General features: G+C 70.1%; 28 protein-coding genes. 14 read left to right on the top strand and 14 right to left on the bottom strand.

The features are described 5' to 3' along the window. Positions 1-38 precede the first annotated feature (38 nt). Complete coding sequence (locus AC07FT_RS22900; protein ID WP_479177866.1) at positions 39-398, top strand: hypothetical protein; 360 nt, start codon at positions 39-41, stop codon at positions 396-398. Here AC07FT_RS22900 and AC07FT_RS22895 read toward each other — a convergent pair. Further along, complete coding sequence (locus AC07FT_RS22895) at positions 379-825, bottom strand: ATP-binding protein (protein WP_479177865.1); 447 nt, start codon at positions 823-825, stop codon at positions 379-381. The two genes, AC07FT_RS22900 and AC07FT_RS22895, sit on opposite strands and share 20 nt — an antisense overlap. Positions 826-952: 127 nt before the next feature. On the opposite strand from AC07FT_RS22895, the gene AC07FT_RS22890 reads away from it, so the two are divergent. The 3 genes from AC07FT_RS22890 (at position 953) to AC07FT_RS22880 (ending at position 2,746) form a co-directional block, all read left to right on the top strand. Beyond that, the gene (locus AC07FT_RS22890) at positions 953-1,783 is read left to right on the top strand and encodes a helix-turn-helix domain-containing protein (protein ID WP_479177864.1); all 831 of its coding nucleotides are present in this window, start codon (positions 953-955) and stop codon (positions 1,781-1,783) included. Further along, positions 1,780-2,022: a DUF397 domain-containing protein gene (locus AC07FT_RS22885; protein WP_479177863.1), complete on the top strand. Its 243-nt coding sequence runs from the start codon at positions 1,780-1,782 to the stop codon at positions 2,020-2,022. Before AC07FT_RS22890 ends, AC07FT_RS22885 begins: the two co-directional genes overlap by 4 nt. A 211-nt stretch (positions 2,023-2,233) precedes the next feature. Continuing rightward, positions 2,234-2,746, top strand: a complete 513-nt coding sequence (locus AC07FT_RS22880) for a hypothetical protein (RefSeq protein ID WP_479177862.1) — start codon at positions 2,234-2,236, stop codon at positions 2,744-2,746. Positions 2,747-2,784: 38 nt separating this feature from the next. Here AC07FT_RS22880 and AC07FT_RS22875 read toward each other — a convergent pair whose 3' ends face one another. The 4 genes from AC07FT_RS22875 to AC07FT_RS22860 are packed head-to-tail and all read right to left on the bottom strand — an operon-like array spanning position 2,785 to position 6,052. Then, positions 2,785-3,228, bottom strand: coding sequence for a DUF4279 domain-containing protein (locus tag AC07FT_RS22875; RefSeq protein WP_479177861.1), 444 nt, complete (start codon positions 3,226-3,228; stop codon positions 2,785-2,787). After that, positions 3,218-3,637: a DUF4279 domain-containing protein gene (locus AC07FT_RS22870; protein ID WP_479177860.1), complete on the bottom strand. Its 420-nt coding sequence runs from the start codon at positions 3,635-3,637 to the stop codon at positions 3,218-3,220. The genes AC07FT_RS22875 and AC07FT_RS22870 overlap by 11 nt, the downstream gene beginning before the upstream one ends. Positions 3,638-3,650: 13 nt before the next feature. Next, positions 3,651-5,633: a putative adhesin gene (locus AC07FT_RS22865; protein WP_479177859.1), complete on the bottom strand. Its 1,983-nt coding sequence runs from the start codon at positions 5,631-5,633 to the stop codon at positions 3,651-3,653. Then, entirely contained in the window at positions 5,630-6,052 is a 423-nt protein-coding gene (locus AC07FT_RS22860; RefSeq protein ID WP_479177858.1) for a DUF6507 family protein, read from the bottom strand. The genes AC07FT_RS22865 and AC07FT_RS22860 overlap by 4 nt, the downstream gene beginning before the upstream one ends. Positions 6,053-6,259: 207 nt before the next feature. On the opposite strand from AC07FT_RS22860, the gene AC07FT_RS22855 reads away from it, so the two are divergent. Genes AC07FT_RS22855 through AC07FT_RS22845 form a run of 3 tightly spaced genes read left to right on the top strand, consistent with a single transcriptional unit; the run spans position 6,260 to position 8,883 of the window. Continuing rightward, entirely contained in the window at positions 6,260-7,588 is a 1,329-nt protein-coding gene (locus tag AC07FT_RS22855; RefSeq protein WP_479177906.1) for a ferredoxin reductase family protein, read from the top strand. Positions 7,589-7,618: 30 nt separating this feature from the next. Beyond that, positions 7,619-8,101, top strand: a complete 483-nt coding sequence (locus tag AC07FT_RS22850) for an FMN-binding protein (RefSeq protein WP_479177857.1) — start codon at positions 7,619-7,621, stop codon at positions 8,099-8,101. Then, positions 8,098-8,883 carry an FAD:protein FMN transferase gene (locus AC07FT_RS22845; protein ID WP_479177856.1) on the top strand — a complete coding sequence of 262 codons (786 nt, stop codon included), beginning with the start codon at positions 8,098-8,100 and terminating at the stop codon, positions 8,881-8,883. The genes AC07FT_RS22850 and AC07FT_RS22845 overlap by 4 nt, the downstream gene beginning before the upstream one ends. A 19-nt stretch (positions 8,884-8,902) precedes the next feature. Here AC07FT_RS22845 and AC07FT_RS22840 read toward each other — a convergent pair whose 3' ends face one another. Next, positions 8,903-9,277, bottom strand: a complete 375-nt coding sequence (locus AC07FT_RS22840) for a DUF488 domain-containing protein (RefSeq protein WP_471206759.1) — start codon at positions 9,275-9,277, stop codon at positions 8,903-8,905. A 52-nt stretch (positions 9,278-9,329) separates the two neighbouring features. Between AC07FT_RS22840 and AC07FT_RS22835 the strand changes: the two genes are divergently transcribed. Continuing rightward, on the top strand, positions 9,330-9,917 hold the full coding sequence (locus tag AC07FT_RS22835; protein WP_479177855.1) for a pyridoxamine 5'-phosphate oxidase family protein: 588 nt from the start codon (positions 9,330-9,332) through the stop codon (positions 9,915-9,917). A gap of 21 nt (positions 9,918-9,938) precedes the next feature. Here AC07FT_RS22835 and AC07FT_RS22830 read toward each other — a convergent pair whose 3' ends face one another. From AC07FT_RS22830 to argC, 5 genes are read right to left on the bottom strand one after another with little or no spacing between them, the layout of a single operon-like run. Continuing rightward, complete coding sequence (locus AC07FT_RS22830) at positions 9,939-10,496, bottom strand: arginine repressor (RefSeq protein ID WP_254742289.1); 558 nt, start codon at positions 10,494-10,496, stop codon at positions 9,939-9,941. A gap of 7 nt (positions 10,497-10,503) precedes the next feature. Then, positions 10,504-11,706 carry an acetylornithine transaminase gene (locus AC07FT_RS22825; RefSeq protein WP_479177854.1) on the bottom strand — a complete coding sequence of 401 codons (1,203 nt, stop codon included), beginning with the start codon at positions 11,704-11,706 and terminating at the stop codon, positions 10,504-10,506. Continuing rightward, positions 11,703-12,665, bottom strand: a complete 963-nt coding sequence (argB, locus tag AC07FT_RS22820) for an acetylglutamate kinase (protein ID WP_479177853.1) — start codon at positions 12,663-12,665, stop codon at positions 11,703-11,705. The genes AC07FT_RS22825 and argB overlap by 4 nt, the downstream gene beginning before the upstream one ends. Then, a complete protein-coding gene (argJ, locus tag AC07FT_RS22815; RefSeq protein WP_479177852.1) occupies positions 12,662-13,819 on the bottom strand; it encodes a bifunctional glutamate N-acetyltransferase/amino-acid acetyltransferase ArgJ in 1,158 nt (385 codons plus the stop codon). The genes argB and argJ overlap by 4 nt, the downstream gene beginning before the upstream one ends. After that, a complete protein-coding gene (argC, locus tag AC07FT_RS22810; protein WP_471206774.1) occupies positions 13,816-14,844 on the bottom strand; it encodes an N-acetyl-gamma-glutamyl-phosphate reductase in 1,029 nt (342 codons plus the stop codon). Before argC ends, argJ begins: the two co-directional genes overlap by 4 nt. A gap of 173 nt (positions 14,845-15,017) precedes the next feature. Between argC and AC07FT_RS22805 the strand changes: the two genes are divergently transcribed. After that, positions 15,018-15,743 (top strand): sulfite exporter TauE/SafE family protein, encoded by a 726-nt coding sequence (locus AC07FT_RS22805; RefSeq protein WP_479177851.1) that lies wholly within the window; start codon positions 15,018-15,020, stop codon positions 15,741-15,743. Between the two features lie 93 nt (positions 15,744-15,836). Here the strand turns inward: AC07FT_RS22805 and AC07FT_RS22800 are convergent, their stop codons facing one another. Then, positions 15,837-16,412: a CGNR zinc finger domain-containing protein gene (locus AC07FT_RS22800; protein ID WP_479177850.1), complete on the bottom strand. Its 576-nt coding sequence runs from the start codon at positions 16,410-16,412 to the stop codon at positions 15,837-15,839. An 82-nt stretch (positions 16,413-16,494) separates the two neighbouring features. Here AC07FT_RS22800 and AC07FT_RS22795 point away from each other — a divergent pair, with 82 nt between their 5' ends. Beyond that, positions 16,495-17,667 carry an epoxide hydrolase family protein gene (locus AC07FT_RS22795; RefSeq protein WP_479177849.1) on the top strand — a complete coding sequence of 391 codons (1,173 nt, stop codon included), beginning with the start codon at positions 16,495-16,497 and terminating at the stop codon, positions 17,665-17,667. Between the two features lie 27 nt (positions 17,668-17,694). Here AC07FT_RS22795 and AC07FT_RS22790 read toward each other — a convergent pair whose 3' ends face one another. Further along, positions 17,695-18,093 (bottom strand): DUF6463 family protein, encoded by a 399-nt coding sequence (locus tag AC07FT_RS22790; protein WP_479177848.1) that lies wholly within the window; start codon positions 18,091-18,093, stop codon positions 17,695-17,697. Between the two features lie 83 nt (positions 18,094-18,176). On the opposite strand from AC07FT_RS22790, the gene AC07FT_RS22785 reads away from it, so the two are divergent. The 4 genes from AC07FT_RS22785 to AC07FT_RS22770 all read left to right on the top strand — a co-directional run bounded on the left by AC07FT_RS22785 (position 18,177) and on the right by AC07FT_RS22770 (position 22,491). Further along, on the top strand, positions 18,177-18,800 hold the full coding sequence (locus AC07FT_RS22785) for a TetR/AcrR family transcriptional regulator (protein ID WP_479177847.1): 624 nt from the start codon (positions 18,177-18,179) through the stop codon (positions 18,798-18,800). Next, positions 18,797-20,245: a hypothetical protein gene (locus AC07FT_RS22780; protein ID WP_479177846.1), complete on the top strand. Its 1,449-nt coding sequence runs from the start codon at positions 18,797-18,799 to the stop codon at positions 20,243-20,245. The genes AC07FT_RS22785 and AC07FT_RS22780 overlap by 4 nt, the downstream gene beginning before the upstream one ends. A 294-nt stretch (positions 20,246-20,539) precedes the next feature. Next, positions 20,540-21,004 (top strand): lactococcin 972 family bacteriocin, encoded by a 465-nt coding sequence (locus tag AC07FT_RS22775; protein ID WP_479177845.1) that lies wholly within the window; start codon positions 20,540-20,542, stop codon positions 21,002-21,004. Between the two features lie 251 nt (positions 21,005-21,255). Further along, a complete protein-coding gene (locus tag AC07FT_RS22770; RefSeq protein WP_479177844.1) occupies positions 21,256-22,491 on the top strand; it encodes an SUKH-4 family immunity protein in 1,236 nt (411 codons plus the stop codon). 82 nt (positions 22,492-22,573) lie between these two features. On the opposite strand, the gene AC07FT_RS22765 is transcribed toward AC07FT_RS22770, so the two are convergent. Further along, complete coding sequence (locus AC07FT_RS22765; protein ID WP_479177843.1) at positions 22,574-24,793, bottom strand: NADP-dependent isocitrate dehydrogenase; 2,220 nt, start codon at positions 24,791-24,793, stop codon at positions 22,574-22,576. Between the last annotated feature and the right edge of the window lie 14 nt (positions 24,794-24,807).

The following is a 24,807-nucleotide window of genomic DNA, read 5'->3' as shown; positions in this document are numbered from 1 at the left end:
GGCGGGGGGCGGTGCCCCGGTGCGCCACCCCGCGGTGGATGGGACCATGCGCGGTGCGGGGGTATGCGCAGCTGTGGACCGAGGGGGAGTCGGTGCCGGTCAAGATGAACCAGACGATGGTGCTCGGTGTGATCGTGGTGGGGGTGCTGTGGATCAACAGCCAGGGCGACGGCGACCACGGCGACGGGAAGTCTCCCGGGCCGCGTGAGACGGGGCGGTACCACGTCCAGAAGGACGACGGGAAAGACAAGAAGGAGGGCAAGGCGAGCGGCAAGAAGCGGCCCGAGCCGCGCTCGACGGTGTCCTACCCGATCAAGTTTCGCCACCACGACCGGAAGAAGTCCGAGCGGGAGCCGCGCTCCGACGTCTCCTATCCGATCAAACGCCACCACCGCTGAGGTCGATCTCGGCCCAGACCGTCTTCCCCGGGCCGCGCCGCTCGGCGACGCCCCAGCGGGTGGCGAGGGCCGACACCAGGAGCAGTCCACGGCCGCTCTCGCAGTCCGGGTCCGGGTCGGCGACGACGGACGGGCGTCGTTCGGCACGGGTGTCGGCGACCTCGATCCGTAGCGTCGGCCCGGTGAGGACGAGCCCCACCTCGAAGTCCCGCCCGGCCACCCGGCCGTGCGTGACGGCGTTTGCCGCGAGTTCGGCGACGATCGCGGCGGCGTCAGCGTTCGGTTCGGTCGGGCACTCCCATGCGTTCAGCTGCCGGACCACGAGCAGCCGGGCGAGCCTGGCTCCCCTCCGGGTGGGGCTCAGTCGGCGGGTGAAGGTGCGTACGGTGGCGGGGGCTTGGGCTTCCGGCCGTGCTTGGGCTGACATGCGGCCACCGTTCCGGTTGCCCGATGGGTCGAACCAGGTCAGCGGCCCGTACGGGGAGCGGGCGTACGGGTACGGCCGGTCGGACCGTACGCGTAACCGACCCTGCCCCTGGGCGCGTTGAACAGGTATGGCGGAGAGCGCGAACAACAACGAACCGGAGCCTTCGGACGGCCTGCGGGCATTCGGGGCCGTGGTCAAGGTCTTCCGCGAACGGGCGGGCCTCACCCAGGAGGAACTGGCCCCGCTGGTGCGGTACTCACCGCAGACCGTCGCCTCGATCGAGCAAGGCCGACGGTTTCCGCAGCAGGACTTCATCGAGCGCGCGGAAGATGTCCTGGACGCGTTCGGTGTGCTGCGGGCGGCGGCGAAGTACTTGGCGCGGCGGAAGGGATTGGCGTCGTGGTTCCGGCAGTGGGCGGGGCTGGAGGAGCGGGCGGTCAGCGTCTGCATGTACGAGTGTCGGGCGGTTCCGGGGCTGTTACAGACCGAGGCGTACGCGCGGGCCGTGTTCCACAACAGGGTGCCGCCCCTGACCGACGAGCAGATCGAGACCCAGCTCGCCGCCCGACAGGAGCGGCAACGCCTGCTCAGGGACCGACCCAACACGGCGTTCAGTTTCATCGTTGAGGAGGCGCTCTTCCGGCGTCGCACAGGGGGCACGGACGCGATGCGAGAACTCATCGGGCATGTGCTGACGTGCGCCGAGGCACGCAATGTCGAGTTGCAGATCATGCCGCTCGAGCAAGAGTGGCATGCCGGGATGGAGGGGCCCATCCGGTTGCTTGAGACCCCTGACCATCAGTGGTTCGGCTACTCCGAGGGCCAACGCAGTGGTCAGTTGATCTGTGACCGGAAAGACATCAGCGTGCTCCAGATGCGGTATGCCAAACTGCGCTCACAGGCTCTGACCCCCGAGGATTCGGCGAGCCTGCTGCGGCAGATCAGAGGAGCGCTATGAACAGCGAGCTGGCCTGGTTCAAGAGCAGTTACAGCGGAGGCGACGGCGACGAATGTGTCGAAGTCGCTCTCCCCTGGCGCAAGTCCACGCACAGCGATGGCGACCGCGACGCCTGCGTCGAGATCGCCACCTGCCCCGACGCCGTCCACGTACGCGACTCCAAGGACACCCAGGGGCCCCAGCTCGCCTTCTCCCCCACCGCGTGGACCGCGTTCGTCTCCTACGCGAAGCGCGCGTAGGAAGGCCGCAAGGTCCAACCGAGCGGGATTTCGGGCCGGGTCCGGCATGGTGCCGGGCCGACGGCCCCGTGTGGCTGGATGCTGACGGCATCCAAGCCACGCAGGAGAGACCGTGGACAACGCCAGCCCTCAAGGAGCCGGGAAATCGGCGACCACCGGCGCGGGCCATGACACTCCCGGTCCGGGGGTCATCGGTATTGTCCTCGGTGCTGTGCTGGCAGTCGCGTTCGCGCAGGGTTCCTGGCAATGGTTCTCCGCCTACCTCGGGGCGACGCTGCTGGCGCTGATCTTCGCCTTCTACCGACTGCCGTCATGGACACCTGGCCGCCCCAGCTCCGTGTACCTGCGGAATCTGATGGCGTACTCGCTTGTCGTCGGCCTGTGCGTGGCGATCACACTGGCCCCGGCGCTCCAGCGCTGGGCGTGGCTGTTCCCGATGCCCGGCACCCGTAGCGCCTGTCCTGAGCTGGGCAGGTACGAGGGCATCCACGCGGAGGCCGCGCTGCCTCACCTGGCCGGCCATGACCGTACGGCCATGGCGCACGCCGTGGAAGCCCAGAGCCAAGCCGCCGTGGCCGACTGCCTGGCCTCCACGACGACCCGATGGCTGCCGGTCTACGCGATCGGGGTGGCCGTGCTGACGGGCCTGACCGCGTGGTTCCTCGGCCGGGCCCGGGCCAGGACGGAGGAGACCGTGGCCGGTCGGGCCCCTCGCCAGGACTGAAACACCTCGTCGGGTACCACACGGCATGGCGAATGGCTTCAATCCTGGCTCGGCTCCACACCCTCGGGAGACGGAAGCCAGTCAAGATCGTCACGCACTGCCGCGCATCGAGTAGTGAAGGAGATCGGGATGCCCAATTCGGCGACCTGGGCAAGGGCCTCCGGCGCCAAGAGCAGTTTGGAGTTGGTTTCTACGGCTCCAGCGATGTCGAGGTACACAGCGCAGCCCCGTGTTCGAAGTTCATCCAGTTCGCAACGGCGAGTCATCAGCAGACGGCAGAGATTGATCAACTGCGTCTGGAGATTTCCAGCATTGCCCGCCGTCAAAATCCAGCATCCCGAGCCCGCCCGAATATCTACCTCCGCCCCGGGCTCGCGGGTGGCGGTCGGTTCCAGCCTCAATCTCTCACTCACACTCGCCGGCGACAGGTCGTCCTTGGTGACGACGAGAGAAACAGTGACGGAGTCCCAATCAGCGCTCATTTGTATTTGTCACCACCTGAAACGGAACTCCAAGTTGCGAAATCCTGGAGACCAGGTCGACGGGTAGCTGGAAAGTTGCCCCGGACCCCACAAAGCCATACACCTGCAAATACACTTTACATCCCGACACCTTCAGGCGTTGCAGTTCGGGCGCCCTGTGCTCGATTTTCAACAACAGCCAATCGAGCTGTTCCAGCAGATCCCTTGACACATGATCGTCAGCGCTCAGAATCCACAGCCCATTGACGTCATCCGCTGGGCGCCAGCGACTGGGACCAGGAAGGCGTTTACCCGTTGGCTCGATCTCCAGCAGCGATGTCACCGCATCCGGATCAAGATCCGGACTCTCAACCGTGAGAGAAGCGTCCGTCAGAACCCACGGACCGCCCTCATCCACGTACTCTTTCATCTCAGAATCCTGATCATCGGAGTTCCCGGCAGGCAGCCCAATGCACGTGCCCCATGCCCCGCTTGAGGAGATCGCCCAGTCGTGTACGTCGCGCGACGGCTACTGAGTCCTCCATAACACTGAAAGCTCCTCCACCGGTCGCGCTGGGTGCAGCAAGAGTATAGTCGGGGATTACGTCTCCGGGATGAAAAGTCTCAACATAGCCGCCTTTCGGATAGACACCAGCCTCTACCGAGAGTCCGTTGAGCCCCGGTATGCGCTCGCCATGCTGGACATAGAAGGATATGGTCGTCCCCGGCGGCACCGTAATCTCGTCTGCTCCCCGCTCAAGGTAGCCGTGCCCGGCGAATACCGTCTCTCCGTCGGCGCGCCCCCCGGCGAAAACTCGTGTCGCATAACCGTGCCCCTGCTCAGACGTATAGGTCCGCGATGAAGGCTGAAGCCGGCGTTCTATGAGGGCATCTTTGACTTCCCCATGGGAAGGAAGCGGATCGTTCTCACCTCGCGGGCCCTCATCCGGGAATAGGTCGTCAATGGAGCTTGAAGTGACGTGCGACGTTCCTGAATGCTCGCCACCGCTGCCCACAGCTCCGGTGTGTTGCGGAGTGCCGTGCTCGGATGCATGGGAATCCCCGTGGCCCACATGGGAGCCGTGTCCGCCCGTGCGGACGGACTCCGGCTTCTCGGCGGCGTGCTGGACGTCGCTGAGCGCCTGCCTATCCGCTGCCGAGAGCTCAACTTCGCCCTTGCCGACGCGCATGCCATCCGCGTCGTACAGCGTGCCATGGCGGTCGAGATACTGACCGCTCGGCAGCTTCAGCCGACCGTCTGGATGGAGGACCGCGTGGTTGGGCAGTTTCAGGGAACCGTCGGCGAGTTCCAGCACGTGGCCGGAGTAGACGCGCTTCAGACCCACCATCACATCCGCAACCTTGACTTTGGCGAGGCTCGCGCCTTTGAGCAGGTAGGTCGTGGGGTCAGCGAGGCGGCCGATCTTGCCTGCGGTGCTGATCGCCTTTGAAACCGCGCCGGTCTTCGCCGCCGCACCGGTGCCGCCGCCGGCGACGGTGGTGACCACGTTGAAAGAGACTGCGCCAGCCGCCCGTGCCGGGTTCTTGTCCCACTGGTCCCAGGCGACGAGGCCCTTGGCCGACTCCTTCGCGGCCGCCTTGCTCTCCCGCAGGAACTCAGGCAATTCGGAATCAGGCTTGCCTCTCAGGGAGGGCGTCAGAAAGACGCCCGCACCGACCGCGACCCGTCCCAGGTTCTTCCAGGCGGCCTTCGCCTCGTCCCAGCCGTTGAACCCGGCCAGCCGTCCGAGCCCCTTGAGGGTGCCCCACACGCCGTCGACGATGAAGCCGTCCCAGACAAAGCTCTTGAACCAGTGGCCGATGTCCCAAGGGTGGTGCTTCTGCTGGACCGGCGAACCCCAAGGGGTCCTCTCCGCATGGTCGAGGTCCGACGCCCTGTAGCCGTACGCGTTCCGCTTGTGGGAACCGTCGTCGACCACGTAGTGCGGACCGTGACACAAAGCCGTGATGGTGTTGGCCGCCCGGCGCTCCGCCTCCCAGAAGGCGGCCACCGCGGCGTTGACGTCGTGCAGGAGATCCTGATGCTCGCTGACCTTGTCACCGTCGTAGGCCCAGTCGTCATCGTCGGCGACGTCCGCGACGAACCGCGTGGCCTGCCGCTTGAGCCGGGCGAGCTTCTCGGCGATCGGACGGACCTCGGCCGCGTAGGCGTTCAGCGCCCGGGCGACCGTCTCGACGTCATCAGCGACCTCGTCGGCGGTGTCCCGCACCGGCTTCGTGGTGGCGAACAGTTGCTCGGCCTCGGGTGCGTGGTAGTACCCCGCCAGCCCCTGAAAGCGATCGTGAATGGTCTGACCGGCCCTGCGGATCTGATGCGCGTCCGCAGTGAGCTCCTCTGCCGCCCCCTCTAATCGGGAGGTGTTGCCGGTGAACTGAGGGATGTCCTTCGGGCTGATCATCTTCATGAGCGCGACTCCCCCTTCCCGGCCTCGCCCTTGGGCTTGGGCTTCCCCTTGACGTGTACTTCCGGCGCCTTCAGCGCCTTCCGCTGCGCGTTCGCAGCCATGCGCAGGTCACCGTCCAGGTATTCCTGCGTTGCCTGCGCCGCACCGTTGACGGACTTGCCCGTACGCGCACCCATGAACGCGATCTTCTTGGTGGCGGCCTGGGCGAACAGCGCAAGCGCCGCGCCCACCAGCCCCAGCTCAGGTATGTCCTTGCCCGCGCCCAGCGAACCCGCGGACTCGGCGGCATCGGCGACGTGATCACCGAACGATTTCACGTCATCCTGAAAGCTCCGCACGTCCACCCCGACGTTCAGAACAACGCCCCGCACTCCATCAGGATCAATGTCCCATCCCTGCTTGCCCTTTGACGTCGACATGCAGCCCCCCTACTTGTCGGTATGAACACTACAAGCAGGACTGGCCGTCCCGGCAACACAGTTCCGACGCGCAGCGCAACCCGTGAATCTCGGCGGTCATTGAGACAGTTCGCACCCGCAGCCGTATCCCCGTTCGCCGGAGCTCGTATGCGAAGGGGACAGGCCGTGACGACGCTACTGAACAGCCGGGCCGGGCGGCGGCAGGCGATGCGCCGGATCCGGCCGCGCCGCTCGCCCGCCGTACCGCTGCTGGTGCTCGCCTGGGCGGGGGCCGCGGCGGTGCTGTCGTTGTGGTGGCGTAACACCCCCAACGTCGAGGGCACCACCCAGTGGCTCACCGGCGCCGGACGGCTCAGCGGGCTGCTCGGCGGATATGTGCTGGCGCTGGTGGTGCTGCTGATGGCACGGGTTCCCGCGCTGGAGCGGCGGGTGGGATCGGACCGGGTGGCGCGGTGGCACGCGATGAGCGGGCGGTACGCGCTGTGTCTGATCGTGGCGCATATGGCACTGATCGTCGCCGGGTACGCCGAACAGGCGGGCACCGGCTTCGTCGAACAGGCCGTGACGGTGGTGACGGACTTCCCCGACATGATCGAGGCCACCATCGGCACCGTGACCCTGGTGGTGATCGGGCTGATCTCGGCGGGGATGGTACGCCGCCGGATCTCCTACGAGATCTGGTACTACCTGCATCTGCTGACCTACGCCGCGGTGTTCCTGACCTTCTGGCACCAGCTGTCGACCGGTGCGGAGTTCGTGGGGGACGAGACGGCGCAGACCGCGTGGTACGCGCTGTACGCGACGGTCACCGCGCTGGTCGTCTGGTACCGGCTGCTGATGCCGCTGCGGCTGAACCTGATGCACCGGATGCGGGTGGAGGCCGTGGTGCCGGAGGCGCCCGGGATGGTGTCGGTGCTGATCAAGGGGCGGCGGCTGCACCGGCTGGGTGCCGAGGCGGGCCAGTTCTTCCGGTGGCGCTTCCTGGCGCCCGGTCTGCGCTGGGGTTCGCATCCGTACTCGCTGTCCGCACCGCCCCGCCCCGAACTGCTGCGGATCACCGTGAAGGCGGTGGGCGGGCACAGCTCGGGGCTGGCCTCGCTGGAGCCCGGTACGCGGGTGTGGGCGGAGGGCCCGTACGGGGCGATGACCGCGGCGCGGCGCAGCCGCGGCAAGGTGCTGATGATCGCCGGTGGTGCCGGGATCACCCCGATCCGGGCGCTGTTCGAGACGCTGCCCGGCCGGGGCGGCGACCTCACCCTGCTGTACCGGGCCCGGAGCGTGGACGATCTGGCGCTGTGGGGGGAGCTGAAGCAGATCGCGAACGAGCGCGGGGCCCGGCTGCTGTACGCGGTGAACGGCCCGGACGGCGCCCGTCCGGAGATCACCGCGGAGCGGCTGCGGTCGCTGCTGCCCGATGTCGAGGACCACGACGTCTATCTGTGCGGGCCGCCTGGACTGGCCGAGCACGCCTACGAGGCGCTGCACGAGGCCGGGGTGCCGGACCGCCGCATCCACCACGAATCCTTCGAGCTGTGACGATCCGAACGCTGTGACCGAGGTGAAGCCATGAAGAGGAAGCATCCGCTGCGCCGCATCATCCTGGGCACGGCCGCGACCGTCGCCGGTGTGGTGGCGCTGCTCGCGCTGAAGCAGCCCGGTTCGGGCGGGGAGACCGCCGCCCAGCCGGGGCAGGCTCCCCCGGCTGCGGCCACCGCGCCGGCGGACGGCGGCGGCGCCGCGGGGAACGGCCAGGGGGGCGGCGGCGGTGGCGCCGCCACCCGGACCGTCACCGGGGACGAGGCCCGCACCCAGTACGGACCGGTGCAGGTCCGCCTCACCGTCAGCGGAACGAAGATCACCGCCGCGCAGGCGGTCAAGACGCCCGACTCCGAGCCGCAGAGCGTCCAGATCGCCAAGAACGCGGTGCCGAAGCTCAATCAGCAGGCGGTGGCCGCGGCCACGGTGGACACCGTCTCCGGTGCCACCTACACCAGTCAGGGGTACGCCACCTCGCTCCAGAGCGCCCTCGACAAGGCAGGTGTGAAATGAGCTGTGGACTCGAACCGCTGCGCCATGTCGAACACGTCATGGGCACGGTCTTCTCCTTCGATGTGCGCGAGGTGCCGGACGCGGCCCGGCCGCGGGTGCAGGCCGCGCTGGACGGCGCCGTGGTCGGACTCCACCGGGTGGACGAGCTGTTCTCCCCCTTCCGGCCGGAGAGCCAGATCAGCCGGCTGGCCCGCGGTGAGCTCACGCTCGCCCAGTGCGATCCGGACGTCCGCGACGTCCTGCGGATGTGCGAGGACGCCGAGTACCGCAGCGGTGGCTGGTTCAGCGCCCGCTACGCCGGCGGACAGCCGGATCCCACCGGGCTGGTCAAGGGGTGGGCGGTGGAGCGTGCCGCCCGGATGCTGGACTCGGCGGGCGCCGGGTCGGTGTGTGTCAACGGCGGCGGTGACGTACAGGTGCACGGCGGACCGTGGCGGGTCGGGGTGGCCGATCCGCACCGGCGCGGTGAGCTGATCGCGGTCGTGGAGACGCGGGGCGAACTGGCGGTGGCGACCTCCGGCCCGGCCGAGCGGGGCTGCCACATCCTGGATCCGCACACCGGCCTCCCCCCGGCGCAGGACCTCGCCTCGGTGACCGTGATCGCCACCAGCCTGGCCGACGCGGACGCCTGGGCGACGGCGGCCTGCGCGATGGGCGCCGAACGGGCCCGGCCGTGGCTGCAACGGCTCGCCGGGGCCGAGGCGTTCGTGGTCACGGCGGGCGGCGGCACCTGGCGGACCAGTGGTTTCGCCCGGTACGCGGCGGGGCTGTGCGGGGTGTAGCCGATGCGCGCGGACGCCGTCAGCGGTGGCCGCGGACGGCGTCCGCGAGCAGCGGGGCGTGTGAATGGTCGAGGTCCCTGGTGGCGGTGAGGAGGGTCAGCGGCCCGGCCGCGGCCCGCTCCCGCAGCTCCGCCACGGCCTCGGCCCGCTCCGGGTCGGCCAGTTCGGCGCGGTAGCGCCGGGCGAACTCGGCGTAGCGCTCGGGCTGGTGGCCGAACCAGCGGCGCAGCTCGGTCGAGGGGGCGGCGGCCTTGGCCCATGCGTCCAGCCGGGCGTCGTCCCTGGTGAGGCCCCGTGGCCAGACGCGGTCCACCAGGACGCGGGCGCCGTCCTCCGGCTCCGGCGCCTCGTACACCCGGCGGACACGGACACCGGGCCGTGTGCTGTCGGCCATGTCACCCATGGAACCATCCCCGTGGCCACGACCCCGGCGGATAATGCGCCACATGGGAAAGGTTTACGAACGGATCGACGGCAGGCTGCGGACCTTTATCGAACAGCAGAAGGTCTTCTTCACCGCCACCGCCCCGCTGGACGGCGACGGGACGGTGAACCTCTCGCCGAAGGGGCTGGCCGGTTCCTTCGCCGTGCTCGACGAACGGACGGTGGCCTACCTGGACTTCGCCGGGAGCAACGCCGAGACCATCGCCCATCTGCGGGAGAACGGACGCATCACGCTGATGTGGTGCGCCTTCACCGGCCCGCCGAACATCGTGCGGGTGCACGGCCGCGGGGAGCCGGTGTTCCGTGACGATCCGCGGTTCGCCGGGCTGGTGGAGCAGTTCCCCGAGGTGGACATCGACGCGCACGGGCTGCGCGCGGTCATCGTGGTGACGGCCGAGCTGATCCGGGACACCTGTGGTTTCGCGGTCCCGTATCTGGACTACCGCGAGGAGCGCACCCTGCATGGCGACCGCTTCCACCGGGAGGACGACGCCTCGCTCAGCCGCTACTTCGGGAAGAAGGAGCACATCGCGCGGAGCATCGACGGGCTGCCGGGGCTGCCGCTGCCTCTTCCGCCGGGCCCGGCCTGAGGGGCCGGCCCCGCGGAGCGGTCAGCGCGCCTTCTGGGCCAGCCTCAGCAGATGGTCGGCGAGCGCCTGCCCGCCCGCCGGGTCCCGGCTGATCAGCAGCACCGTGTCATCGCCCGCGATGGTGCCGAGGATGGCGTGCAGCTCCGCCGAGTCGATGGACGAGGCCAGGAACTGGGCGGCGCCGGGCGGGGTGCGCAGCACCACGAGGTTGGCCGACGCCTCGGCGGAGATGAGGAGTTCACCCGCCAGCCGCGCCATCCGCGCCTCGCTCGCCGACTCGCCGAGCGGGGCGCGCGGGGTGCGGTCGCCGCCCTCGCTGGGCACCGCGTAGATCAGCTCGCCGCCGGTGTTGCGGATCTTCACCGCGCCCAGTTCGTCCAGGTCGCGGGAGAGCGTCGCCTGGGTGACGGAGAGTCCGTCGTCGGCGAGCAGCTTCGCGAGCTGGCTCTGGGAGCGGACCGGCTGCCGGTTCAGGATGTCCACGATCCGGCGGTGGCGGGCGGTGCGGGTCTGCGGCACGGACGGTCCGTTGTGGTTCGTCCCGGCGTCCTGGGCCTCGGTGTGCTGCGCCTCGGTCATCGTCTCGTCAGTCTCCGGATCGTCGTTCCCCGTGGCCCCCGTGTGCGGCGTCCAGGACGGCGGGCAGCTCCCGAAGGAAGGTGTCCACCTCGCCGTCGGCGACGACGAGTGGCGGGGCCAGCCGGACCACGTCCGGAGCGACCGCGTTCACCAGGAGTCCCGCATCCTGAGCCGCCTGCTGCACCTGTGGCGCGAGGGACTCTGTGAGCACGATACCCAGCAGCAGCCCGGCACCACGGACCTGGCTGATCAACGGGTGGCCGAGCGACTCGATTCCGTCACGCAGCCGCTCCCCCACGCGCTTGACGCGGTCCAGGGCCCCGTCGGCCTCCAGGGTGTCCAGCACGGCCAGCGCGGCGGCGCACGCCACGGGGTTCCCGCCGAAGGTGGATCCATGCTGACCTGGGGTCAACAGATCGGCGGCGGGGCCGAAGGCGAGGGTCGCGCCGATCGGCAGACCACCGCCGAGCCCCTTGGCGAGGGTGACCACATCGGGCTCCACACCCTGTGCCCGGTGCTCGAACCAGTGGCCGGTCCGGCCGATTCCGGTCTGGATCTCGTCGATCACCAGCAGGGTGCCGGTGGCCCGGGTGATCTCGCGGGCCGCGGCCAGATAGCCCGTCGGCGGCACCACGACGCCGTTCTCGCCCTGGACCGGTTCGACGATGACGAAGGCGGTGTCGGTGGTGACGGCCGCGCGCAGCGCCTCGGTGTCGCCGTAGGGGACGTGGGTGACCTCGCCGGGCAGCGGAAGGAAAGGTTCCTGCTTGCTGGGCTGGCCGGTCAGTGCCAGGGCGCCCATGGTGCGGCCGTGGAAACCGCCGGTGGTGGCCACCATGTGGGTTCGGCCGGTACGCCGTCCGATCTTGAACGCGGCCTCGACCGCCTCCGCACCGGAGTTGGAGAAGTAGACCCGCCCGGTGCGGCCGGAGAGCCGGAGCAGCCGCTCGGCGAGGGCCACCGGCGGTTCCGCCATGAACAGGTTGGAGACATGGCCGAGGGTGGCGATCTGGTCGGACACCGCCCGGACGACGGCGGGGTGGCCGTGGCCCAGGGCGTTGACGGCGATGCCGCCGACGAAATCCAGGTACTCCTTGCCGTCGGCGTCCCACAGCCGGGCGCCCTCGCCGTGGGTGAGGGCGAGGCGGGGGGTGCCGTAGTTGTCCATCAGCGCCCCCTGCCAGCGCTGTGCGAGTCCGGTGTTGCTCAACTGTCCTCCCCCTCGTCGTGGGCCGTGCCGGCCGGGTCCGGAACGATCATGGTGCCGATGCCCTCGTCGGTGAAGATCTCCAGCAGGATGGAGTGCTGGACCCGGCCGTCGAGCACCCGGGCGGTGGTGACGCCGTTGCGCACGGCGTGCAGACAGCCCTCCATCTTGGGCACCATGCCGCTGGCCAGCTCCGGCAGCAGCTTCTCCAGCTCGCTCGCGGTGAGCTGGCTGATCACCTCGTCGCTGTCCGGCCAGTCCGCGTACAGCCCCTCCACGTCGGTGAGGACCATCAGCGTCTCGGCGCCGAGGGCGGCGGCCAGCGCGGCGGCGGCGGTGTCGGCGTTGATGTTGTAGACATGGCCGTCGTCGGCGCTGCGGGCGATCGAGGAGACCACCGGGATCCGGCCGTCGTCCAGCAGCGCCCGGACCGCGCCCGCGTCGATCTCGGTGATCTCACCGACCCGGCCGATGTCCACGCGTTCGCCGTCGATCTCGGCCCAGCGCTTGGTGGCGGTCATGGTGTGGGCGTCCTCGCCGGTCAGACCGACGGCCAGCGGGCCGTGCTGATTGAGCAGACCGACCAGTTCGCGCTGGACCTGTCCGGCCAGCACCATCCGCACCACGTCCATGGCCTCGGGCGAGGTGACCCGCAGACCGGCCTTGAACTCCGAGACCAGGCCCAGCTTGTCGAGCTGGGCGCTGATCTGCGGGCCGCCGCCGTGGACCACGACGGGGCGCAGTCCGGCGTGCCGGAGGAAGACCACGTCCTGGGCGAAGGCGGACTTCAGCTCCTCGTCGACCATCGCGTTGCCGCCGAACTTGATCACGACGGTCTTGCCGTGGTGGCGGGTCAGCCAGGGCAGCGCCTCGATGAGGGTGCGGGCCTTGGGCAGCGCGGTGTGCCTGCGGGCGGTGGGACGAGTCGTGTCGTCCGGGGTGGCGGGATTCGTCTGCGTCATGAGGAGTAGGCGCTGTTCTCGTGGACGTAGTCGGCGGTCAGGTCATTGGCCCAGATGACGGCCGAGGCACTGCCCGCGGACAGATCGGCGGTGATCCGCACCTCGCGGTAGCGCATGTCGACCAGTTCGCGGTCCTCGCCGACCGAACCGTTCTTGCAGACCCATACGTCGTTGATGGCGACGTTGAGCTGGTCGGGCTCGAAGGCGGCGGAGGTGGTGCCGATCGCGGAGAGCACCCGGCCCCAGTTGGGGTCCTCGCCGTGGATGGCGCACTTGAGGAGGTTGTTCCGGGCGATGGAGCGGCCCACCTCGACGGCGTCGTCCTCGGTGGCCGCGCCGATGACCTCGATCCGGATGTCCTTGGAGGCGCCCTCGGCGTCTCCGATCAGCTGACGGGCGAGGTCGTCGCAGACCGCGCGGACCGCCTCGGCGAACTCGGCCCGGCCGGGGGCGACCCCGGAGGCGCCGGAGGCCAGCAGCAGCACGGTGTCGTTGGTGGACATACAGCCGTCGGAGTCCACCCGGTCGAAGGTGGTGCGGGTGGCGGCGCGCAGCGCGGTGTCGAGGCCGGGGGTGTCCACATCGGCGTCGGTGGTGAGGACGACGAGCATGGTGGCGAGGCCCGGGGCCAGCATGCCCGCGCCCTTGGCCATGCCGCCGACCGTCCAGGCGCCGTCCGGGCTCTGCACGACGGCCGTCTTGTGCACGGTGTCGGTGGTCTTGATGGCGATGGCGGCCTTCTCACCGCCGTGCGGGGAGAGCGCGGCGGCGGCCTTGTCGACACCGGGCAGCAGGGCGTCCATCGGCAGCCGGATGCCGATGAGCCCGGTGGAGGCGACGGCCACCTCGCCCGCGCTGTGTCCGAGGGCGTCCGCGACCTTCTCGGCGGTCGCGTGGGTGTCCTGGAAGCCGAGCGGACCGGTGCAGGCGTTGGCGCCACCGGAGTTGAGGACCACCGCGGAGATCTGTCCGCCCCTGACCACCTGCTCGGACCAGAGCACCGGGGCGGCCTTGACGCGGTTGGAGGTGAAGACGCCCGCGGCGGCGAGGCGCGGCCCGTTGTTGACGACAAGGGCGAGATCGGGGCCTCCGCTCTCCTTGATCCCTGCCGCGACGCCGGAGGCGGTGAAGCCCTTGGCGGCCGTAACGCTCATGGAGCGACTCCGATCGTGGAAAGTCCCAGCTCCTCGGGGAGGCCGAGGGCGATGTTCATGCTCTGCACCGCGCCACCCGCGGTGCCCTTGGTGAGGTTGTCGATGGCGCTGATCACGACGGCGCGGCCGGCCGCCTCGTCCAGGGCCACCTGGAGCAGCGCGGCGTTGGATCCGTGGACGGCGGCGGTGGACGGCCACTGCCCCTCGGGCAGCAGCCTGACGAACGGCTCGTCGCGCAGCGCCTTGTCGTACACGGCGCGCAGCGCCTCCGCCGTCACCCCGGGCCTGACCTTGGCGCTGCAGGTGGCGAGGATGCCGCGGGGCATGGGCGCGAGGGTCGGGGTGAAGGAGACGGAGACGCGCTCACCAGCGGCGGCGGAGAGGTTCTGGATCATCTCGGGCGTGTGCCGGTGGCCGCCGCCCACACCATACGGGCTCATGGCGCCCATGACCTCACTGCCCAGCAGATGCGGTTTGGGCGCCTTGCCCGCCCCGGAGGTGCCGGAGGCGGCGACGATCACGGCCTCGGGCTCGACGAGCCCGGCGGCGTACGCGGGGAAGAGCGCGAGCGAGACGGCGGTCGGGTAGCAGCCGGGCACCGCGACGCGCCGGGACCCTTCCAGTGCGGCGCGGGCCCCGGGCAGCTCGGGGAGGCCGTACGGCCAGGTACCGGCGTGCGGCGAACCGTAGAACCGCTCCCAGTCCGCCGCGTCGGCGAGCCGGAAGTCGGCACCGCAGTCGATCACCAGGACCTGGTCCCCCAGCTGCTCGGCGACGGCGGCGGACTGGCCGTGCGGCAGGGCGAGGAAGACCACGTCATGCCCGGTCAGGGCGTCCGCGGTGGTCGGCTCGAGGACCCGGTCGGCGAGCGGGAGCAGATGCGGCTGGAGGGCGGCGAGCGGCTGTCCGGCGTTGGAGTTGCCGGTCAGGGCGCCGATCTCGATCTCGGGGTGGGCCAGCAGCAGACGCAGCAGCTCGCCGCCCGCGTATCCGCTCGCCCCTGCCACCGCAGCACGTACCGCCATCGCTGTCCTCCTCGGGTATGGCATGACTATACGATCGAGGACAGTTTTATGCAAAGGATGGCGAGCCCAGCCTTTCAGCGGGTGTGACCGAGCGCTTCGGTCGTCGAATGGGCCCGCCGTCCGGCGGGACTTCGCCGAACCGGCGGGGACTCGGCTGCGCGGCTGGAGGCGGAATGGCCACGATTCCGGTGTTCCTGATCTTTGCCGTGGCGGCCTTCGCGCAGTCGGTGACCGGGTTCGGATTCGCGCTGACCGCCGTTCCGCTGCTCGGATCGGTCATTGATCCCAAGGCCGCCGTGGTCACGGTCGGGGAGGTCAGCCTTCTCCTGACCACCGTCACCGCGACGGCCGACCACCGCCATGTGCGCTGGCCGGTCGCGCTGGCGTTCTCCGGGACGGCCCTGCTCGGCATACCCCTGGGGCTGCTCGTCCTGTCCGAGGTGTCCGCGTCGACGCTGACGGCATTGATCGCTGTGGTGGTGACGGGTTGCGCCGCCGTCGTCTGGCGCGGGTGGCAGCTGGAGCCGACACCGCTGAGGGTCGGCGCGGTCGGAGCGCTTTCGGGCCTGCTCCTGACCGCCACCGGTACCTACGGTCCGCCCCTGGCGGCGGCCGTGCGCGCGTTCGGCCTGGAGCCGCGGGCCTTTCGGGCCACCCTCGCGGCGGTGTTCACCTTCAGCGGGGCACTGGGCGTCGCCGGGTTCTTCTGGTCCTGCGAGGCGACCCGGAACACCTGGCAGCTGTGCCTGGCCGGCGGGCTTGCCAGCGCCATCGGGGGCTGGACCGGAAGCCGGGTACTGAGCTCCCTCGACGGAGCACGCTTCCACAGGATCGTTCTCGGCGCGCTCCTCCTCAGTGCCGCAGTGGCACTTGCCCGGGCAGGAAGCACGCTCCTGTGAACCGGGTCGTCGGCGAGCCGAGACGCGTCCGGAGTCCCCGGATGTGACCCCGACCATGGGAGCGCGCTTCGGTTGGCGTATCCCGCCAACCGGTCACTCCGGCGAACCGGGGTTCCTGCGCTGATTGGCATGGAAGCGCGCCTTCTTCTGGCGATTCCCGCAGGTGTTCATCTCGCACCATTTGCGGGTGCGGCTCTGACTGGCGTCGAAGAAGGCGGCCTGACAGGTCGGTGACGCGCACAAGGCCAGTTTTCCGTCTCGTTCGCCCGCGATGATGCTGACCGCGTCGGCGGCGATCACACCGAGGGCATCTTCCACGGAGGAAGCCGAGCTGAGCTGCCATCGCCGCTCGCCCTCGGGCGTCAGGATCGCCGCGGCCCGGCCCCGGGCGCTGAAGTCATTGATGACCTGGACGGCGGACGCGGGGAGAGCGTCCTGGAGCGCGGCCGCCGTCGCGGCGGCGTGGATCGACTCCCTCAGCTCCCGGGCGAGGTCGAGCTGGGCGGTGGTGCAGGAGTCCACGGCGAGGCCGCTCACCGCCAGCCAGTCGACGAGTCGCCGCGGCACGGGAATGCGCTCCACGGCGTCGCCATAACGCTCCGAGAGCGTCCCCGTGAAGCTGGTCGCCAGCACCTTGCCGAGGCGGAAATCAGGAAACGCTGCGCACATGGAACCACCTTAGCCGGTTGCGGCGCCGCTCGGAGAGCTGCTAGAACCGCCTTAGCCGGTTCCACGATGCCCAGGAGGTCTCATGCCCCGCCCCACCAGCGACGTCCAAAAATGTGAAACCCACGCAACTGACGCCGACCTCGACGATCTGCGCGCTCGGCTGGCCGCGGCGCGGCTGCCGGAGGCCGAGACGGTCCATCGCGCCGCACCCGGTCCTCGCCGATGGGACCAGGGCGTTCCGCTCGCCGACCTCGTCGAAGTCGTGGACTACTGGCGCACCGGGTACGACTGGCGGTCGTTCGAAGAGCGCCTCAACCGTGTCGGCCAGTTCCGCACGACCATTGACGATCTGGGAATCCACTTCCTGCACCGCCGGTCCGCGCGCGCGGATGCCACTCCTCTGCTCCTGACGCACGGATGGCCGGACAGCATTGCCCGGTTCATCGATGTGGTGGACGAGCTGGCAGATCCGGACGACGCGGCCGCACCGGCGTTCCACGTCGTGGTTCCGTCACTTCCAGGCTTTGGTTACAGCGACAAGCCGGCCACCACCGGATGGGGAACCGAAAAGATCGCGGCCGCATGGGTGGAACTGATGGAAAGGCTCGGCTACAGCACGTTCGTGGCCCACGGCGGCGACTGGGGAGGAAATATCACCACGGTTCTCGGCGGCAGGTTCCCGGCGCACGTCCTCGGCATCCACACGACGTTCGCGGAGGGCCCGCCGGGATTGACCATGGACGGGCTGACGGCGGTCGAGCGCAAGTGGGCCGAGGAGAACCGCGATTTCTGGCGCCACCACGCGGCATACGCGAAGCAGCAGGCGACCCGGCCGCAGACCATCGGCTACTCGCTCGTCGACTCACCGGTCGGACTTCTCGCCTGGATCCTCGACAAGTTCGCCGAGTGGACGGACACCGAGGACAGCCCGTTCGAAAGGATTTCCCGAGACCGCGTCCTCGACAACGTCACGCTGTACTGGCTGACGCGGACCGGCGCATCGTCGGCCCGCATCTACTACGAAAGCCATGACTCGCTCGATCCCGAACTCCGGGTCGACGTCCCGTCAGCGATCACCATGTATCCCCGCGACGTCGAGAAGTGTCCGCGCCCCTGGGCACAGGAGCGGTACCGGCAGATCGTCCGATGGGCCGAGCCTGATACCGGGGGACATTTTCCGTCGCTGGAGGTTCCCGGGCCTTTCGTCGAAGATCTGCGAGAGGGCCTCGCGGCAGTGCTGGCCGCCCGGCGGTGAACGCCGCTCACCGACCCGATCCGCCCACTAGGCCCTGTCACACACGGGGTTGCCGCGATCGGCGCGGCGGGCCCCGGTCAGCAGCAGGGCGCACGCGAGGGCGAAGAGCGGCCAGGGCGTGAACGGGAGGACCACGGCGTCGACGGCGGTCCAGGCCGCCAGCGTCCAGGCGATGAACGCCGGCGGGGTGATGTCACGGCGGTCCAGCCACAGCACCGTCAGGCCGATGAGGATGAGCGGTATGCCGAAGCTGGCCAGACTCAGCCAGTACGCACTGCCCGCCGGGCTCATCTCCGCGAGGTCCTCGTCCCAGAGTCCGCCGCTGAACCACGCCCCTGCGTGGCGCGCGGCCTTCTGCACCGCCAGGGCACCGATCGTATGCGCGGTGCCGCATAACGTGATGATCCAGCCAGCCCACTTGATCACCTGAGTTCTCCGTTCCCACTCGCCGTGAAGGAGCTAATTACGATACTGCAGTTTCGATACACGCGTTCCGTATCATGGGGGGCATGACCGTGAGAAGGCAACGGGGCGGCCGCCCCCGGGACAGTCGGGTGGACCACGAGATCCTGCGGACCACGCGTGAACTGCTCGATGAGGTCGGCTATCCGGCCCTGACCGTGGACCGGGTGGCGGCGCGCGCCGGGGTGGGCAAGGCGGCGATCTACCGCCGCTACGCCTCCAAGGCCGAGATGGCGTTCGTCGCCACCGTGCACGAGCGGCAGCTGCCCGCGCCGGTCGGTACCGGCTCCCTGCGAGGGGATCTGCTGGCGCTGGTCCGCGCGTTCCACGCCCGGATGGCCACCCCGGCGGCCCGACAGCTGGCACCGGCGCTGATCGGCGAACTCGCCGTCAATCCCGAACTGCGGGCCCGGTTCCAGGACACCTTCCTGGCCACCGAACAGGCCGCCTTCGCCGGCATCATCGAACAGGCCGTGGCCCGCGGCGAACTGGCCGGGACCGTCGACCCCGCGATGGCCCATCTGCTGCTGCTCGGCTCCCTGGCGTCCGGCCTGTACATCCTCGATCTGCCCGTCGACGACGCGATGATCACCGACCTCGCCACCGCCGCCGCGGCGGGCATCACCGCCCTGGCCGACCGGTCCGGGCCCCCGCACGGGAACGCGGTATGACCGACCGCGTTCTGGAACGGTTGCGCGCCCGGCCGGAACTGGCCGAACTGGCCGCGTTCCCCTTTGGCTTCGACCTGAACCGGGCGTACCACGGAGAGGCGGTGCATCTGGCTTCCGGTGCGTCACTGGAGCCGATCGCCGGTGACGAATCCGGCGGCACACACTTCCTGTCCGGGGGAACGGCCGTGCTCCACGCGTCCTCCGACGGGGCCGCCTCGCTGTTCGCCGACGATGTGGGTGAAGCGCTCGAGATCCTGGTCCGGCTGCCCCGATGGTGCGAGAACCTCTCCACCGGGCTGGACGAGGAGGGGCTCCGGGCCGCGATACGCGCGGCGGACCAGGAGGCGCGGGAGGAGTTCGTCCCGGACCTGGACGCACGGCGAGCAGCGCTGATCGAGGGACTGGGCCTGCCGGACCGTCCGCTGGTCGAACTCCTCGCCCGGTCGGAGTCGGCCGGCCGGCGCACCGAGCCGGACCATGTCCTGCTCGACTCCCGGGATCTGTGCGCCTACCAGCTGGACGCAGCCTTCCGGCAGCCGCTGCGCGAGATCGTTCTCGAGCCCGGCCGGGAGGTGCTGGAGCGGCTGCGCTCCGGCGATCCCGGCGCACGGGAGGAGGCGGCCGGGGATCCGGGCTTGCGGGCGGGGGTGCTGCGCGCGGCGCGGTACGACCGCCGTGACGGTGATCTGCCGCTGCTGCGCTTCCTGCTGGAACGCGAGGCCGCGGAACGGTCCGAGTGGTACGAGGAACGGTGGCTGGCCGCGGCGCTGGTGGCCGCGCACGGGCAGGACGAGGACGCTCCGCTGCTGCGGTCGGCCACCATCGGGCAGATCACCGACACCGCGGAGGCGGTGGAGTGGGCCGCGCGGGCCGTGGCCCCGGAGAGCGAGTTCACCTGGATCGAACTGGCCCACCGGCAGGGCCGCATCGAGCATGCCCGCGTCGCGCTCATCCGCCTGCTGGACGCCACGGGTCCGGACGCGGACCGGCTCCGGAGGCTGCGCGAAGCGCTGGAGCGCCTCGGCGACCACGCGCAGGCGGCCCGCGCCCAGACCAGCCTCCTCTCGCTCCAGGACACCGCCCGCGGCCGGGCCTCGGAGGCGTATGTACTGGCCCGTCTGGAGCGCCGCAAGGGCGACCTCGATGCGGCGGCCCGTGCACTGGAACGGGCGAGGGCGGCGGTCGGCGCCGGGGGCACACCGCCGGACGGGACGGTCGAGGAGTGGCACCGCCGGGGGCTCGGCCGGCTGATCACCGAACAGCATCTGGAGCTGGTGCTCGCCGCGGTCGAGACGGGCGACGCGGACCTGGCCCGCGCGACGATGGCCCACGGCCGACTCCTGCTGAAGGTGATCGGCAAGGGCTGGGCGAAGGAGCTCAGCCGGCTGTCCACCCGGGCCAAATGGGCGGTGGCCGGGCTCCGTGCGTCCGGTGGAGGGCAATGAGTTCCGCATGCTCGCCCCGTCCGAGACGCATTGCGCAGCACCTGTGCACTCACCGCTAACGCCCTCCCGGTGGCGGACCCGGCAGTCTGTCGATGTACCTGCCGGACCAATGGGGGGCGGGAGCACGAGGCGCTGGAAGCACAGCCGCCCCGGGCTGCCCGGAGCGGGACGTGCCGCGCGGGAAATCCGGCAGCGGCGCGCCTGCCGACGCCCCCGGGCAGACATCGAATGAAGGACCGCAGAATGCGGAAAAAACGGGAGGCGTGTGTGCACATGAGGATTTCTGGTAGATCGATGGCTCTCGGCTTCGCGAGCGCGGCACTCGCGGTAGGCAGCCTCGTTGCGCCGGCCGCCGCAAACGGCGCTCAGACCGCGACGGGTACCGCGGATGGTTCTGAAGTCGGTCAGGTCACCACCCATCAGCGCGGTGACGGCACGAAGCCGCCCGCGGAGCTGGGGAACCCCTCTGCATGGGGTGTGGCGAAGATCAAGGTGAACAGTTCGGCGCACTCCGTCAGGCCGGACCAGGAGGCCTGCGTTCCCACCAGTGGCGGCAAGTGGTGCTACGGCTGGAGGACCACGACGAGCGGCAAGTACTGCTACTCGAACTACTTGCACGGGTCGAAGTGGCACGCGTCCTCGGTGAAGATCGCCGGCTCCAAGCGCTCCAGCGGTTGGGTCAAACCCGGCAGCGCCTCCAACGCCCACCTCACGCTGGGCTTGGCCTACACCTGCTACACCTACTTCAAGATCCGCTAGGTTCTGCTCCCCGCATCAAGCGGTGACTCCTCGGCGGGCGGGGTGGGTTGGTGCGCCACCACTTCGGAACCGCCGAGGAGGTACCGGGGCTGCTGGGCCGCCGTGGCGCGTATCGGAATCGCCGCCCAACGCGCCGCCCGGCACAGCAGGCCGGACGATGCACTCACCCTCGTACAGGGAATCCCCGTTCCTCGTTCACGCGTTCGGCATGACGTCATACTGGCACCTCGCTGATCTCGGGGAGGCCGAGCATGGACACCGGAGCGACGGCCGGCCACAGGTGCCGGCTGGCCGCGGAGGCGCTGCCGGAGGGGCTGGGCCACAGGCCGAGCCGGGCGTTCCTGACCGGGTGCGGGCTGCCCGGAACCGCCGCCGACCTCGACTTCACCGCGCTGCGCACGGGCACCCTGGAGCCCTTCACCACCCGTGGCGGCCGACTGGTCGGTGAGGGACGGCTGTTGGTGCTCGGCACCACCGACTACTGCGGCAGCCGGGTGGTGCTCGACGGGGACACCGGCGCGGTGATGCTGGCCGAGTGGGCCGGGAGTACGCGCCACCCGGACGCGGAGGCAGGCGCGGAGGCGGAGCTCGTCCACGATCCGCTCGCCTCCTCCCTGTCCGCCCTCGTGGAGCTGATCGGCATCTGTGAGGGGGTGTCGGAGACCGCGCGGGACGCCGACGCGTACGGCGGGCGCCGCGGGCCGGATGTCATGGCCGAGGTGATCGAGGCCGCCTCGGGGCGGCTGCGCGCCGCCGATCCGGAGCTGTTCGGTGCCGGGGCCGCCCCCGCGCACTGGCGCACCTGTCTGCTGGTGCGCTCCCTGGCCTGGGGCGCCCGGCCCGGTCCGGCGGACGGGCTGGCGTACGCCTTCGGCCCGGACCTGGTGCGGGATCTCGCCCGGCTGGACGGTGATGACCGGGTGCGCCGCTACCGCCCGGAGGAACTGCCGGACCGGCTCACCCACGAACCGACCCGGCGGCTGCTCACCGAGGCCGGACTGCCCCTCGGCGGCGAGCTGTTCAGCGTGGGGGAGGAACCGCTGCGCACCATGGCCGAAACCCATCCGGACACCTTCGCGACGGCGGACGGAGAGGGTTTCGACGCGGCGTCCGGCCGGGCTCACCAGCGCGACTTCCTCGCCCTCGGCTGGTGGCCGCACGATCTCGCGGTCGCGCTCGACGGCGCCACCGGGCGGCTGGAGCTCCCGGACTGGTACGGGGAGGGCGAACCCGCGGCCTATCTCAACCGGGATCTGTCGGCGCTGCTGTACGCCTGGTGGATCTACGAGCGGCTGCGCAGGGAGTGGTACCGCTGGGACCACGGCGCCGCCGCGGAGACCTGGCGGGTCTTCGACCCGTTCGCGCTGCTGAGCAGCCGGGTCGACACGATGGTGGAGGCGGTGGACCCGGAGGCGTTCCGGACCCCGGCCCATTCGTGGCGGATGCTCGCCGAGGATCCGTACACCGGCGGGCTGCTCTCCAACTGACCAGGGGCGAACGACGACCGCCCCGGCCGGGAGATCCGGCCGGGGCGGTGCGGGTCACGTCGCCGGGGCGCTCACGCCGGCGTCAGCCGAGGGTCGCGAGGGCCTGGTTGAGCGTGGCCGACGGCCGCATGACCGCCGACGCCTTGGCCGCGTCGGGCTGGTAGTAGCCACCGATCTCGGCGGGCGATCCCTGAACGGCGATCAGCTCGTCGACGATGGTCTGCTCCTGCTCGGTGAGCGTCTTGGCCAGGGCCGCGAACGCGCCCGCGAGCTCGGCGTCATCGGTCTGCCCGGCCAGCTCCTGGGCCCAGTAGAGGGCCAGGTAGAAGTGGCTGCCGCGGTTGTCGATCCCGCCGACGCGACGGCTGGGCGACTTGTTCTCGTTGAGGAACGAGCCGGTGGCGCGGTCCAGGGTGTCGGCGAGCACCTGGGCGCGCGCGTTGCCCGTCTTCTGCGCGAGGTGCTCGAAGCTGACCGCGAGGGCCAGGAACTCACCCAGGCTGTCCCAGCGCAGGTAGTTCTCCTTGACCAGCTGCTGGACGTGCTTGGGGGCCGAACCGCCCGCGCCCGTCTCGAACAGCCCGCCGCCGTTGATCAGCGGGACCACGGAGAGCATCTTGGCGCTGGTGCCGAGCTCGAGGATCGGGAACAGGTCGGTCAGGTAGTCACGCAGGACGTTGCCGGTGACCGAGATGGTGTTCTCACCGCGGCGGATGCGCTCGAGCGAGAACGTGATCGCCTCGACCGGCGACAGGATCTTGATCTCGAGGCCCTCGGTGTCGTGCTCGGGCAGGTACGCCTTGACCTTCTCGATGAGGTTGGCGTCGTGGGCGCGGCCCTCGTCCAGCCAGAACACGGCCGGGTCGCCGGTGGCGCGGGCGCGGGTGACGGCCAGCTTGACCCAGTCGCGGATCGGCACGTCCTTGGTCTGGCACATCCGGAAGATGTCACCGGCGCCGACGACCTGCTCCAGCACCACGTTCCCGGCGCCGTCCAGGACGCGCACGGTGCCGGTGGTGGGGATCTCGAAGGTCTTGTCGTGGCTGCCGTACTCCTCGGCCTTCTGCGCCATCAGACCGACGTTGGGCACCGAGCCCATGGTGGCCGGGTCGAAGGCGCCGTTGGCGCGGCAGTCGTCGATGACGACCTGGTAGATCCCGGCATAGCTGCTGTCCGGGATGACCGCGAGGGTGTCGGCCTCCTCGCCGTCCGGGCCCCACATGTGGCCGGAGGTGCGGATCATCGCGGGCATGGAGGCGTCCACGATGACGTCGCTCGGGACGTGCAGGTTGGTGATGCCGCGGTCGGAGTCGACCATGGCCAGCTCCGGGCCCTCGGCCAGCTCGGCGTCGAAGGACGCCTTGATCGCCGGGCCCTCGGCGAGGGACTCCAGGCCCTTGAGGATGCCGCCGAGGCCGTCGTTCGGGGTCAGACCGGCCGCGGCCAGGGTCTCACCGTGGGCGGCGAAGGTCTTCGGGAAGAACGCGCGCACCGCGTGGCCGAACACGATCGGGTCGGAGACCTTCATCATCGTGGCCTTCAGGTGCAGCGAGAACAGCACACCCTCGGACTTGGCGCGGGCGACCTGCGCGGCGAGGAACTCCCGCAGCACGGCCACGCGCATCACGGAGGCGTCCACGACCTCGCCCGCGAGCACCGGTACCGACTCGCGCAGCACGGTGGTGGAGCCGTCGTCGCCGGTCAGCTCGATGCGCAGCGAGCCGTCCTCGGCGATGACGGCGGACTTCTCGGTGGAGCGGAAGTCGTCGCCGTCCATGTGGACGACATTGGTCTTGGAGTCGGCCGTCCAGGCGCCCATGCGGTGCGGGTGCGCCTTGGCGTAGTTCTTGACCGAGGCGGGGGCGCGGCGGTCGGAGTTGCCCTCGCGCAGCACCGGGTTGACGGCGCTGCCCTTGACCTTGTCGTAGCGGGCGCGGATGTCGCGCTCCTCGTCGGTCCTGGGGTCGTCCGGGTAGTCCGGGAGCGCGTAGCCCTGCTGCTGGAGCTCGGCGACCGCGGCCTTCAGCTGCGGGATGGACGCCGAGATGTTCGGCAGCTTGATGATGTTCGCCTCGGGCGTCTTGGCGAGTTCGCCCAGTTCGGCGAGGGCGTCGGGGATCCGCTGGCTCTCCTCGAGGCGCTCGGGGAACTGAGCGATGATCCGTCCGGCCAGGGAGATGTCCCGGCGCTCGACGGTGACCCCGGCGGTCGAGGCGTAGGCCTCGATCACGGGCAGGAAGGAATACGTCGCGAGGGCCGGGGCCTCGTCGGTGTGCGTGTAGATGATCGTCGAGTCAGTCACCGGGTGCTCCGCTC

Source organism: Streptomyces sp. NPDC045899 (assembly GCF_056431485.1).
Note: the sequence above shows the minus strand (reverse complement) of the source record. Positions and strands in the feature narration are given on the sequence as shown.